This is a genomic window from Mycobacteroides sp. CBMA 271 (assembly GCF_009729205.1).
Lineage (GTDB): Bacteria > Actinomycetota > Actinomycetes > Mycobacteriales > Mycobacteriaceae > Mycobacterium.
The window spans coordinates 1-13,851 of the sequence record NZ_VTHB01000001.1 but is presented as its reverse complement, the minus strand read 5'-3'; the positions used below and the strand labels follow the sequence as shown (position 1 = coordinate 13,851).

General features: G+C 64.9%; 8 protein-coding genes. All 8 read left to right on the top strand.

Features of this window, described 5'->3' with window-relative positions; all coding sequences use genetic code 11:
- Positions 1–134 precede the first annotated feature (134 nt).
- Positions 135–2,891 (top strand): translation initiation factor IF-2, encoded by a 2,757-nt coding sequence (gene infB, locus FZI91_RS00040; RefSeq protein ID WP_162526732.1) that lies wholly within the window; start codon positions 135–137, stop codon positions 2,889–2,891.
- A complete protein-coding gene (gene rbfA, locus FZI91_RS00035; protein WP_155936733.1) occupies positions 2,891–3,376 on the top strand; it encodes a 30S ribosome-binding factor RbfA in 486 nt (161 codons plus the stop codon). Before infB ends, rbfA begins: the two co-directional genes overlap by 1 nt.
- Positions 3,357–4,352, top strand: coding sequence for a bifunctional oligoribonuclease/PAP phosphatase NrnA (locus FZI91_RS00030; protein ID WP_155936732.1), 996 nt, complete (start codon positions 3,357–3,359; stop codon positions 4,350–4,352). Before rbfA ends, FZI91_RS00030 begins: the two co-directional genes overlap by 20 nt.
- Before the next feature lie 86 nt (positions 4,353–4,438).
- The gene (locus FZI91_RS00025; protein WP_309224217.1) at positions 4,439–5,743 is read left to right on the top strand and encodes an MATE family efflux transporter; all 1,305 of its coding nucleotides are present in this window, start codon (positions 4,439–4,441) and stop codon (positions 5,741–5,743) included.
- A 65-nt stretch (positions 5,744–5,808) separates the two neighbouring features.
- Positions 5,809–7,296 carry a DHA2 family efflux MFS transporter permease subunit gene (locus FZI91_RS00020; RefSeq protein WP_155936731.1) on the top strand — a complete coding sequence of 496 codons (1,488 nt, stop codon included), beginning with the start codon at positions 5,809–5,811 and terminating at the stop codon, positions 7,294–7,296.
- Between the two features lie 124 nt (positions 7,297–7,420).
- On the top strand, positions 7,421–8,359 hold the full coding sequence (locus FZI91_RS00015) for a methionyl-tRNA formyltransferase (protein ID WP_155936730.1): 939 nt from the start codon (positions 7,421–7,423) through the stop codon (positions 8,357–8,359).
- Positions 8,360–8,438: 79 nt separating this feature from the next.
- Entirely contained in the window at positions 8,439–8,648 is a 210-nt protein-coding gene (locus tag FZI91_RS00010) for an MbtH family protein (protein ID WP_155936729.1), read from the top strand.
- 89 nt (positions 8,649–8,737) lie between these two features.
- Positions 8,738–13,851 (top strand): non-ribosomal peptide synthetase (locus FZI91_RS00005; RefSeq protein ID WP_155936728.1); only part of this gene is annotated, 5,114 nt, incomplete at its 3' end.

Below are 13,851 nucleotides of genomic sequence, written 5' to 3'. Positions count from 1 at the left end.
CGAACATGTTGAGCAATACCAAGAGATTGGCAACGACAAACAATGAGCACACCGTGAAGCGTCGATGATGATCGTCCATCACAGCTAACACGAGGTACGGCGCCTGAAGCCGCTGCCTCGCAGACAGGAGAGCAGTGGCAGGCAAGGCCCGGGTACACGAGTTAGCAAAAGAACTCGGTGTGACCAGTAAAGAAGTTCTCGCCCGACTGAGCAATCAGGGCGAATTCGTTAAGTCCGCATCATCGACGGTGGAAGCCCCCGTCGCGCGGCGTCTTCGTGAGTCATTTGGCGGCGACAAGCCCGCGGCTGCGGCGTCCAATGGTGCGGCTGCAGACACCGCGGCTGCACCCAAGAAGGCCGGTCCCAAGCCCGGGGCCCCGAAGCCGGCGCCAAAGAAGGTTGCTGAGCAGGTTATCGAGACGCCCGCCCCGGCGGCGCCTCCTGCACCTCCGGCCGCATCTCCGGCCGCGCCAGCGCCAACACCAGCGCCGACACCAGCACCAGCCCCGGCGCCCGAGCCAAGCGCCGCTGAGCGACCGGCCGCTGAGGCCCCGGCACCGCGCCCGGGTGCGGTACCCGGCCCCAAGCCCGGCGCACGAGTGCCGCGCGTCGGCAACAACCCGTTCTCCTCGGCGCAGCCTGTCGAGCGTCCGATCCCGCGCCCGCAGGCGCCGCGCCCCGGTGGGGCACCGCGTCCCGCTGGCGCGACCCCGAGCAATATGCCGCCACGGCCGTCGCCCGGATCCATGGGGCCGCGCCCGCCGCGTCCCGGTGGTCCTCCTCGTCCCGGTGGTGGTCGTCCCGGTGGCCCCGGTGGCGGTCGCCCAGGTGGCCCCGGTGGCGGTGGCGGTAACTACCGCGGTGGCGGTGCCGGTGGCGGTGCCCCCGCAGGCGGTCCTCCCGGCGCAGGAGCCGCTGGCGGTTTCCGTGGTCGCCCCGGTGGCGGCGGTGGCCGTCCCGGACAGCGCGGTGGCGCGGCCGGTGCGTTCGGCCGTCCCGGCGGTGCCCCGAAGCGTGGGCGCAAGTCGAAGCGGGCGAAACGGGCCGAGTACGAGAACATGCAGGCTCCTGTCGTCGGCGGCGTCCGGTTGCCGCACGGCAACGGCGAGGTCATCCGCCTCGCACGCGGTGCCTCGCTGAGCGACTTCGCCGAGAAGATTGACGCCAACCCGGCATCGCTGGTGCAGGCGCTGTTCAACCTGGGCGAGATGGTGACCGCCACCCAGTCTGTGGGTGACGAGACCCTGGAGCTGCTGGGCGGCGAGATGAACTACGTCGTGCAGGTGGTCTCGCCCGAAGATGAGGACCGCGAACTGCTGCAGTCCTTCGACCTCACCTATGGCGAGGACGAGGGCGGCGAAGAGGACCTGCAGACCAGGCCACCGGTGGTCACGGTCATGGGTCACGTCGACCACGGCAAGACCCGACTGCTCGACACCATCCGGCAGGCTAACGTCCGCGAGGGCGAGGCCGGCGGCATCACCCAGCACATCGGTGCCTACCAGGTGCTGACCGAGCTGGACGGCAACGAGCGCCTCGTCACCTTCATCGATACGCCTGGTCACGAGGCGTTCACCGCCATGCGTGCCCGTGGTGCGAAGGCCACCGATATTGCGATCCTGGTGGTTGCCGCCGACGACGGCGTCATGCCGCAGACGGTGGAGGCCATCAATCACGCGCAGGCGGCCGATGTGCCGATCGTGGTGGCGGTCAACAAGATTGACAAGGAAGGTGCCGACCCGGGCAAGATTCGGGCTCAGCTCACCGAGTACAACTTGGTGGCCGAGGACTTCGGTGGTGACACCATGTTCGTCGACATCTCGGCGAAGCAGGGCACCAACATCGAGGCTCTGCTGGAAGCGGTGCTACTGACCGCCGATGCCGCTCTGGATCTGCGAGCCAACCCCGATATGGAAGCCCAAGGTGTGGCGATCGAAGCCCATCTGGACCGCGGTCGCGGCCCGGTGGCCACGGTGCTCATCCAGCGCGGCACGCTGCGTGTCGGTGACTCGATCGTCGCGGGCGATGCCTATGGCCGCGTGCGGCGCATGGTCGACGAGCACGGTGAAGACGTCGAAGAGGCGTTGCCGTCCCGTCCGGTTCAGGTCGTCGGCTTCACCTCGGTACCTGGTGCCGGTGACAACCTGCTCGTCGTCGAAGAGGATCGGATCGCCCGGCAGATCGCCGACCGGCGCAGTGCGCGTAAGCGCAACGCGTTGGCCGCCCGTAGCCGCAAGCGCATCAGCCTGGACGATCTGGATGCCGCGCTGCGGGAAACCAGCCAGCTGAACCTGATCCTCAAGGGCGACAACGCCGGTACGGTCGAGGCCCTGGAAGAGGCGCTGCTAGGTATCGCTATCGACGACGAGGTGCAGTTGCGCGTCATCGACCGCGGTGTCGGTGGTGTTACCGAGACCAACGTCAACCTGGCTTCGGCCTCGGACGCCATCATCATCGGCTTCAATGTGCGGGCCGAGGGCAAGGCGACCGAGCTGGCCAACCGCGAGGGTGTGGATATCCGTTACTACTCGGTGATCTACCAGGCCATCGACGAGATCGAGAGCGCGCTCAAGGGCATGCTCAAGCCGGTCTACGAAGAGGTGGAGCTTGGCCGTGCCGAGATCCGTGCCATCTTCCGGTCGTCCAAGGTCGGCAACATCGCGGGTTGTCTCGTGCAGTCCGGCATCATGCGGCGCAACGCGAAGGCCCGACTGCTGCGCGACAACGTGGTGGTGGCTGAGACGGTCACCATCTCGTCGCTCAAGCGGGAGAAGGACGACGTCACCGAGGTCCGCGACGGTTACGAGTGTGGTCTGACCTTGACATATAACGACATCAAGGAAGGCGACGTCATCGAGGCGTACGAACTTCGGGAGAAGGAACGGGTCTGATGGCAGATCCCGCCCGCGCACGCCGGTTGGCCAAGCGGATCGGAGCCATCGTCGCCTCAGCGATCGAGTACGAGATCAAAGACCCGAGGCTGACGATGGTCACGGTCACCGATACCCGGGTGACCAACGATCTGCACGATGCGACCGTGTACTACACCGTGATGGGGCAGACTCTGTCCGACGAGCCGGACTATCCCGGCGCGGCGGCTGCGCTGGAAAAGGCAAAGGGTGTGCTTCGAACCAAAGTGGGGGCAGGGACGGGTGTGCGATTCACCCCGACCCTGACCTTCGTGCTGGACACGATGGCCGAGTCCTCCCGGCACATGGAGGAGCTGCTGGACCGCACCCGGGCGGCCGATGCCGCGCTCTCCGAGGTTCGGCAGGGAGCAGTCCATGCCGGAGACGCCGATCCCTACAAGGCTTCGCCGGAGGATGCTTCCGCGGAGGGTGCGCATGACGAGGACGATGAGCGCAGTCCCGATTGAGACGGGTGCGTTGGGAGCACGCGTAGACGCGGAGGGTGCAGTGGCGGTCCTGGCCGAGGCCAGGACCGTGACGATCATCTGCCATGTGCACCCGGACGCGGACACGGTGGGCAGTGGTTTGGCCCTCGGGCAAGCGTTGGTGGCCAAGGGAACTGACGTCCAGGTGAGTTTCGGGGCACCGGCGACACCTCCCGAGTCGCTGGGCACATTGCCGGGTGTCGACCTGCTGGTGCGTCCGGACGAATTGCGGACTGACCCGGATCTGGTGGTCACGGTCGACAGCCCGAGTGTGCGGCGACTGGGGCGGCTGTGCGAGTTCGTCGAAGGGGACATCCCGGTGCTGGTTATCGACCATCACGCGTCGAACGAGCTCTTTGGAACCGCAAATTACGTTGATATCAACGCCGATTCGACGACGATGATGGTGGCCCGCCTGCTCGACGTCTGGGGAGTGAAGATCACCCCCGAGATGGCGCATTGCCTGTATGCCGGCCTGGTGACCGACAGTGGGTCATTCCGCTGGGCCACGCCGGATGGGCATCGGCTGGCGGCCCGCCTGCTGGACCTGGGGGCTGACGGCGTGAACATCGGCCGCACGCTGATGGATTCGCATCCGTTCCTTTGGCTGCCGATCCTGTCGCAAGTGTTGGCCACCGCACAGCTGGAACCCGATGCTGTCGGGGGTGCGGGACTGGTCTACGCCGTTGTCACCCACGATGTGTGGTCCGCCGCGCGGGCCGAAGAGGTCGAGTCGATTGTCGACATCGTGCGCACCACCACCGAGGCCGAGGTTGCGGTGGTACTCAAGGAGATCGAGCCGCAGCATTGGTCGGTCTCGATGCGCGCCCGCTCCGCGGTAGATGTGTCGGCGGCAGCGGCCACCTTCGGTGGTGGTGGACACCGGCTGGCCGCCGGGTTCTCGGCGACCGGACCGGTCGACGACGTAGTGGCGGCCCTGCTTCGCGCCTTTGACTAAATCGCTTTCGACGACAACGCACTCAGGTACATGATTGACCGAATTTCTGTACGTGAGTGCGTTCTCGGCGTACGTGGGGAGCAGGTGTGAAGCAGGTTTCGGCGCGGCGGATTGCGACGCTGGCGCTGCCCGCCCTGGGCGTGCTGGCCGCCGAACCGCTGTATCTGCTCTTTGATATCGCCATGGTCGGCCGTCTGGGGGCGGTGCCATTGGCGGGTTTGGCTGTTGGGGGACTGGTGCTTTCGCTCGTCGGCAGCCAGCTGACCTTCCTTTCGTACGGCACGACGGCCCGTGCGGCGCGCCTGTTCGGGTCCGGTGATCGCACCGGGGCGGTGCACGAGGGCGTGCAGGCCACCTGGCTGGCACTGCTCATCGGTGTCGCGCTGATGCTCGCCGTGCAGGCGGTGGCCGCGCCGGTGGTGCGGGCCATCGCCGCGGCGCCCGATGTGTCCGCGCAGGGCCTTACCTGGTTGCGTATCGCCATCCTCGCAGCGCCGGCAATCCTGGTGTCGCTGGCAGGCAACGGATGGATGCGGGGTGTACAGAACACGGTCCGACCGTTGCGGTATGTCCTTGTCGGCTTTGCGATCTCGGCGGTGTTGTGTCCGGTGCTGGTGTACGGGCTGCTCGGAGCTCCGCGCATGGAGCTGGCCGGTTCTGCCGTCGCAAACCTGGTAGGGCAGTGGTTGGCCGCGATCCTGTTCCTCCGTGCCTTGTACGCCGAACACGCCCCGCTGCGGATGGATCCGCCCCTGCTGCGCGCGCAGCTGGTGTTGGCCCGCGATCTGCTGGTGCGCAGCCTGGCCTTCCAGGCCTGCTTCATCAGCGCCGCGGCGGTAGCGGCCCGGTTTGGCGCGGCGGCGCTCGCGGCGCATCAGGTAGTGCTGCAGGTATGGAGTTTCCTTGCGCTGGTTCTCGATTCGCTGGCGATCGCTGCGCAGACCTTGGTTGGTGCCGCGCTAGGGGCTGGCCAGGTGCCGGAGGCCAAGTCGGTGGCGCGCAGGGTGACGGTGTCCTCGTTCGGGTTCGCGGTAGTGCTGGCGGCGCTGTTCGCTGGAGGGGAGCCGGTGCTGCCGGGGTTGTTTACCTCCGACGCGGAGGTGCTGCATCAGATGCAGGTGCCGTGGTGGTTCCTAGTGTGTCAGTTGCCGATTTCCGGTCTCGTTTTCGCGCTGGATGGAGTGCTGCTGGGCGCCGCCGATGCGCGATTCATGCGCAATGCCACCATGGTTAGCGCGTTGTTGGGATTCCTGCCGCTGGTGTGGTTGTCGATGGCCTTCGGGTGGGGGCTGGCCGGAATCTGGTCCGGGCTCACCCTTTTCCTGGTGCTGCGGTTGGTGTTGGTCGGGTGGCGGACACTGTCGGACCGTTGGGCAGTCCCGGGAACATAGCCTGCCGCGGACGGCCATACGGTAGCCCGCAACTGACGCCGTGCACCTCATACACTCGCTGACTTATGGACAACGCGCCTCCCGCCCCTCCGGTGTCGAGCTCTCCCACCAGGCTGTTGGATGAGGGTGGGTGTGGGTACCCCGACCGGCTGGACGCCGCGCTGTTCCGAATCGCGGCAGTGTGCGGTCTGGCCAGTGTGATGGCCTTCCTGGACAGCACGGCGGTATCTGTCGCGCAACGCACATTTGTCGCCGAGTTCGGATCTAGCCAGGCGGTTGTCTCCTGGACGATTGCCGGGTACATGCTCGCGTTTGCGATGGTGATCCCCTTGACGGGGTGGGCGGCTGATCGGTTCGGCACGAAGCGGCTCTTCATGGGTGCGGTCCTGGCGTTCACCCTCGCCTCGGTACTTTGCGCAGTATCATCAAACATACTGTTACTCATCACTTTTCGAGTCTTCCAGGGCCTGGGTGGCGGCATGTTGATGCCGTTGAGTTTCATGATCTTGACCCGTGCGGCGGGTCCCAAGCGGCTAGGCCGGATCGTTGCAGTGGGCGCGATTCCTTTCTTGCTCGGCCCCATCGGCGGTCCGATTCTGGGTGGCTGGCTAATCGGCCACTACGGCTGGAAATGGATCTTCCTAATCAACCTGCCTATCGGGCTCGTCACCACCATGTTGGCGGCGATCATGTTTCCGAAGGATCGTCCTGAACGCTTAGAGGCGCTCGACGTCGTGGGCGCGCTGCTGTTGTCACCTGGTGTGGCGGCACTGCTCGCGGGACTGTCAGCCATCCCCGGTCGCGAATCCGTGGCCGATCCCCATGTCGCGATACCGGTCGTCGCCGGTGTGCTCTCGATTGTCGTGTTCGTCGTGCGTACCAGGAATCGCGCGTCCTACCCGCTCATTGATCTGCGGCTGTTTGAGAACCGTGTTGTCAGATGGGCCAATGTGACGCAGTTGGGATTTGCCGCCACCTTTGTCGGTATCGGGTTGCTCGTCCCGAGTTATTTCCAGGTGGTGCTGCATCAGACTGCGATGCAGGCTGGAATGTCGATGGTGGCAATGGGTATCGGTCTCGTGCTGACCATGCCCCTGGCTGGGGTGTTCACCGATAAGAGTGGGCCCGGCAGGCTTGTCTTGCTCGGCCTGTCGGCGATTGCGCTGGGTCTGGGCATTTTCACGTTTGGTGTGGCCAGGAACGCGGACGATACGTCGACGCTCCTGGCCGGGTTAACGGTCGTCGGGATGGGCGTGGGCTTAACCTCGACGCCGCTGTTCTCGGCGTGTGTGCAGTCGTTGGCGCAGTCTCAGATCGCGCGGGGCACGACGTTGTTGAGTGTCAACGATCAGGTCGGTGGCGCCATGGGCGCCGCGTTGATGGCCGTGCTGCTGACCAATCAAGTCGGTCGAAACGCCGGTGTAGATAACTCCTCGGTCCATCTGTCGCACGCCTACACGACCGTGTTCTCGGTGGCCTTTGTGTTGGCGATACTCGCCGTCATTCCCGCGCTTTTCCTGCCACGCACGTTGGCGGTGGACGGCGAAACCTGAATTGTAACTCAATTAGGTAAGGCTTGCATAACATTCTAAAATCCCTAAGCTGTTTTGCCAGCGGCCCGTAATCGGAAGCGGGCACAAGCGCTGGCCGACGATGACGAGGTAAAGGGGTTTATGCATGCGTATCGTGTCGTTCGGGTATCAGGCCTGGGGTTATCGGACCCTGCAGGCGCTGATCGATCTGGGTCACGATGTCGCGCTTGCCGTCACTCACCCGGCCAGCGAAGACGCGTACAAGGCGATCTGGTCAGGGCCGGTTGATGATCTTGCGCGCCAGCACGGTATTCCCGTGCATTTCACGAAGCGGGTCGATGCCGAAACCATCGATTTGGTGAAGGGTGCCGAGCCGGACGTCATCGTCGTCAATAGTTGGTACAACCGGATGCCGGTAGAACTGTACGATTTCCCGCCACACGGCACCCTGAACTTTCATGATTCGTTGCTGCCGAAATTCACCGGTTTTTCGCCTGTTTTGTGGTCGTTGATCAGCGGGGAGTCCGAATTCGGATTGACCGTGCACCGAATGGACAGCGGACTGGATACCGGTGACATTCTGGTGCAGCACTCGCTGCCGATCGGTCCCGCCGATACCGGTACCGAACTGGTGTTGCGGGGTATGGACCTCATTCCGGGCGTGCTGGCCGAAGCGCTGAGCGCGTTAGAGTCCGGGACCGCCGTCTGGCGTCCGCAGAACAAGTCCGAACGGACTTACTGCCACAAGCGTTCGGAGCGTGACAGTGCGGTCGACTGGAGCTGGCCGGCCGAGGACCTTGAACGATTCGTGCGCGCACTGTCCGATCCGTATCCCCGCGCTTTTACCTACTACGACGGGGAGCGAATCGAGGTCCTCGAGGCCCGCATCTCCGAAGCCCGCTATGGCGGGACGCCGGGCCGGGTAATCGTCCAGGAAGAAGGCGGGGTCGTGGTGTGCGGATCCGATGCCTATCGCGTCGGCAACCGAGGACTGGTGATCACTCGTATCCGCTGTGCCGACGGGGTCGAGCGCAGTGGCGAAGAGTACTTCCGTCGTGGGGGATACCTCAACGGCCACACATGATCTCGGGGCGGCAGAACCGGCGCTGCCCGGCAGAGGCCGCGGCGCCGTCGCTTTCGGATCGTGATGATGAGGAAAATCCATGCAAACCAATCCCTTTGATGATGACAGTGCCAGCTTTTTCGTCCTGGTCAACGACGAGGACCAACACAGTCTCTGGCCTTCCTTCGTCGAAGCGCCGACGGGCTGGCGGGTGGTCTACGGCCGGGCCGACCGTGCGGCGTGTCTCGAGTACATCGATGAACACTGGACCGACATACGGCCTAAGAGTCTGCTTCAAAGGCTCGCGTAGAGAAACTGCTCGCCTTGCGCGACAAGCGATCTCATCGCTGAAATTTCAGACGTCAGTATGCAGGCCCAAGTAGGGAGTTCGTCGTCCTCATGCTCAATTACGGAACCCAGCCAGACGTTCTTGGACCTCTGACAGCCGCGCAGCGTTCGATATGGGTCGCCCAACAATTGCGGCCCGAGGTTCCCTACAACATCGCGGGATTTCTCGAGATCGATCATTTCGTCGATGCCGACAGGCTGACCGTTGCGTGTGAATCGGCAGTGGCACGGTTCGCCACGACATGCGCGCGGCCACGCGTTGTCGATGGCGAGCTGGTCTTCGTCGTCGACCGCTCGTTTCCGGAGACCATGCATTGTGTCGATCTGCGCAGCGAGCACGACCCGGAAGCCGCCGCCCGCCGCTGGATGGACGCGGAATACCGTCAGCCATTCGATGTCCTCAGCGACCGGCTGACCCAGACCGCGCTGCTGCGGGTCAGTGACAACATGTCGTACTTCTACCTACGCGCACATCACGTTCTGCTGGACGGCTACGGCACCAACAATCTGCTCCGACACATCGCGGCGGTCTATTCGGGATCGGCGGCGAGTGAGACCGAGGTTGTCTTCTCCGAACTCTCTGTGATCCGCGACGCCGACCTGAAGTATCAACAGTCCGCTCGCAGCGAAGCCGATTTCGAATACTGGAAGACCGCCATGCACGGCATGGTGGAGACCACCGACCTTGCCGGTATGCAACGGTCGGTGTCGCCGCGTCACCCGCTGGTGCGTGACCTCGTATGCGATGGGCTGCTGTCGCAGAACGGGCTTGGCCAGGTAGATGTGGCCCGCGTCGTGGCATCGCTGGCCGCTTTCATTGCGAAAACAACAGGCCGCCAACGGGTATCGCTCTCGCTGCCGGTGTCGGGGCGTACTACCGCAGCGCTGAAGAAACGTGCGGGCATGGTGTCGAATCTGGTGCCGCTAGGTGTCACTGTCGAAGATGCCGACACCATTGGCGAACTCACCGACCAGGTCGCCCACACCGTGGTGGGCGCGCTGCGACATCAGCAGTTCCGGCGCTGGCCGGAGTTGGTCGCCGACGCGGGTCGCCGCGACACAAACATCGAGTTCGGTCAAGTGATCAACGTATTCGACTTCGCAGACGCGTTCAGTTTCGGGCCGTCGGAGGCCGTCGTCAACGTGTTGACCACCTTTCCGATCCAAGACGTCGCAGTCAATATCCATGCGCGGCCGGGCGGCGGCACCTCACGTATTCAGTTCGCCTGGAATCCCGACCGATACACCGTCGACGAAATCGACAGGCATATAAGCCGTTTGGAATCACTCCTGGGCCGCTTCCTGATGGCCGACGCCTCCGTGGAGGTGGGTGCGGTCCCACTGTTGGGTCAGCGTGAGCGTGAACTGCTGCTGTCGGAAGCGTCCGGAGCCGGCACGCAGGCGCCGGTGGGGGTGGCGTCGCAGTTGCTGGCCGCGGCGATGGACACCGATCAGCACGCGGTGGCGGTGGTCGACGGTGGCCGGGAGCTCTCGTATCGCGAGCTCGACCAGTGGTCGACGCGGTTGGCGCGCGTGCTGATCGAAGCGGGGGTGGGCCCGCAACGTGCGGTGGGTGTGGCCATGGACCGGTGCGCCGAGTTAGTCGTCGCATGGTGGGCCATCGCAAAGGCCGGCGGTGTATACGTGCCGGTGGACAGCGCGCATCCTGTCGAACGAGTCGCCACGGTGTTGGACTCTGTGTCCGCCGTGTGCGTTTTGACTTGCGGGGCAGACGAAGTCGATGGCGCCGGTACGCGCCCGGTGTTGCGCGTCGACGGTCTGGATGTGTCGGAGCGGTCGGCGGAACCGATCACCGATACCGATCGGCTGGCCGCGCTGACGGTGGACAACACCGCGTATGTGATCTTCACATCGGGTTCCACCGGGACCCCTAAGGGAGTCGCGGTTCGCCATTCCGGTCTGCTCGGGTCCGCGGCTGCGCAACGGGAGCTGTTCGGGCTGGGCACTGACGCACGGGTGCTGATGGTGGCAGCGCCGACCTTCGATGCCTCGGTCTTCGAGATGTTGTGGGCGGTGGGCGCCGCGGCGGCGTTGGTGGTGGCGGGGCGGGACGTATATGCCTCCGACGCATTGACCGAGTTCTTGCAAGACCAGCGGGTCACCGCGGCGATTTTGACTCCCACGGTGTTGTCATCACTAAACCGGTTGCAGCTGAACGGGCTTGACACGCTGATCACCGGAGGTGAGGACTGCCCGAGGGAGCTGGTGGATGCCTGGGCGCCGGGCCGGCGACTGGTCAACGCCTACGGTCCCAGCGAGGCGACTATCTGGGCGACCTCGGCGCCGTTGGCGGCAGGGCAACCCGTGAGCATTGGCACCCCGATTCCGGGGATGTGTGCGTGGGTGCTTGACGCGGGGCTGAAGCCAACCCCTATTGGGGTGGTTGGCGAGCTGTATTTGTCCGGCGCCGCGCTGGCGTCCGGTTACGTGGGCCGTCCGGCATTGACCGCAGGCAGTTTCGTGGCCTGCCCGTTCGGCGAACCGGGTGCGCGGATGTACCGCACCGGAGACCTGGTGCGCTGGAACGCCCATGGCGCACTGCAGTACCTCGGCCGTGCCGATGAACAGGTCAAGGTTCGCGGCAACCGCATCGAGCTCGGCGAAGTTCAGGCGGTGCTCGCCGGCGTCCCCGGGGTAGAGCAGGCTGTGGTGATCGTCCGTGAGGACCGTCCCGGGGACAAGCGCCTCGTGGGTTACATCACCGGCGCGAGCACTCGGGCTGTCGATTCCGCTCAGGTTCGCGCCGCGCTGGGTGGTCGGTTGCCGGCCTACATGATTCCGTCCGCGATTATCGCTGTGGACGCGCTTCCGCTGACGACTAGCGGCAAGCTCGATATCCGAGCGCTGCCGGCGCCTGAGATCGCCGCCGGCGCATATCGCGCGCCATCGAATGGGGTCGAGGAGATCTTCGCCGCCGTCTACGCCCAAGTCCTGGGCCTCGAGCGGGTCGGCGTGGACGATTCGTTCTTCGATCTGGGCGGGGACAGCATCATGTCGATGCAAGTGGTGTCCCGAGCCCGCGCGGCCGGAGTGCTGTGCCGACCGCGCGACATCTTCGTCGAGCAGACCGTGGCGCGATTGGCTCTCGTGGCCACGGTGGTCGCCGATGATGCCGACGCGGCCGACGACGGCCTGGGCGAGGTGCTTGCGACACCGATCATGCGCTGGCTGCAGGGTGTGCCGGGGGACACCGGTCAGTTCAATCAGACGATGGTCGTGACTGTCCCGTCAGTCGTCACCGAACCCGATGTGGTGGTGGTTCTGCAAGGGATTCTGGACCGCCACGCGATGTTGCGGTTGCGTGCCGAAGACGGGTCCTTGACCGTCGCCGAGTCGGGAGCGGTGGATGTGCGCAACTGCCTGCAGACGGTGGATGTGCTGTCCGATGAGGCGTTGGTGGCGGCTCGTTCTCGGCTGAACCCTGCCTCCGGCTCGATGCTGAGCGCTGTGTGGGTTCCCGGCGCCAGCCAGTTGGCTTTGGTGATTCACCATCTGGCCGTCGACGGGGTGTCCTGGCGAATTCTGTTGGAAGACTTGAACATTGCATGGGCGCAGCGCCGCAGCGGAGAGGATGTGGCCCTGCCGCGGGGCGGCACGTCGTTCGCCAAGTGGGCGGCGCTGATCGATGAGCATGCGCGCACCGCCGAGGTGGCCGAACATACCGAGGCCTGGAAGCGGGTGGCGGAGACCCCCGCGTTGCTGCCTGCCGTGCGTCCCGAGGCAGACACGTATGCCACCGCCCACACGATGTCGGTTTCCCTGGATGCGGACACCACCCGCATGTTGTTGGGCGAAGTTCCTGCCGCGTTCCACGCCGGAGTGGGCGACATTTTGTTGATCGCCTTTGGCCTGGCGGTGGCGCAGATGTCGGGCAACACCGGCGCACCGGTCGGCATCGACGTGGAAGGCCATGGACGCGACGAGGAACTGGCCACCAGTGCGAATTCGGCAGTCGACCTGTCGCGCACAGTGGGGTGGTTCACCAGCAAGTACCCGGTCGCGTTGAACCTGGGCAGGTTGGACTGGACACAGGTGAGTGCCGGTGAGCCCGCATTGGGCGCGCTAGTCAAGGGCGCCAAGGAACAGCTTCGTGCGTTACCCGAGGGCATAACCTACGGCTTGTTGAGGTACGCGAACCCCGAAGTGGGTCTCGTTGGGGCAGAACCGGTTATCGGATTCAACTATCTGGGACGGCTGGGCGGCGTAGGTGACCTGCCGGGAGAGTTATGGCTGCCGAGCCCCGATGCTCTGTCGGCGTCGGCGGTCACCGCTGCGGTGCCGCTGGCCTTGGCTCATTCCGTGGCACTGAATGCCGGCGTCATGGAAACGAGCACCGGAGCGGGGCCTCAGTTGCAGGCCAACTGGACCTGGGCGCCTTCGATTGAGGATGCGCAAATCAGCCGACTGAGCCAGCTGTGGTTCGAGGCTTTGAAGGGGATCTGTTCGCATGTGCGTTCCGGTGGTGGTGGTTTGACGCCGTCGGATCTCGCGCCGGCACGGTTGACCCAGCAGCAGATCGATGTGTTGGTGCAGCAGTGCGAGATCGCCGACGTGCTCCCGCTGACTCCGCTGCAGCAAGGGCTGCTTTTTCAGGCGGGTTACGCCGAGGAGACCGGCGACTCCGGAGACGATGATGTGTATGCGGTGCAGCTTGCGCTCACCGTGAGCGGCCCACTCGATGCCGCCCGGCTGCGCGATGCGGTGTACACCGTGGTGAAACGACACCCGAATCTGGCTCCCCGATTTAGCGAGGAATTCGGGGAGCCCGTGCAGGTCATCGCGGTCGAGCCTGTAATCGCTTGGCAGCATGTCGAATTGAGTGGTGATACCGACGGCAAGGTGGACCAGCTATGCGCCGCCGAGCGTGCCGCGGTCTGCCGAATTCGCACCGAGCCGGTGTTCCGGGCGACGCTGGTCTCGGGGCTCGGCAGCTCTGATAGCGACCGCGCGAATCGGCACCGCCTTGTCCTGACCGCGCATCACATCGTGATCGACGGCTGGTCGCTGCCGATTTTGTTGCAGGAAGTGTTCACCGCGTACTACGGGCAGCGACTGCCCGCGGCGACGCCCTACCGCAGTTTTGTGACGTGGTTGGCGGGGCAGGATCGTGTTGCGGCGCAGCGGGCTTGGGGTGCGGCGCTCGA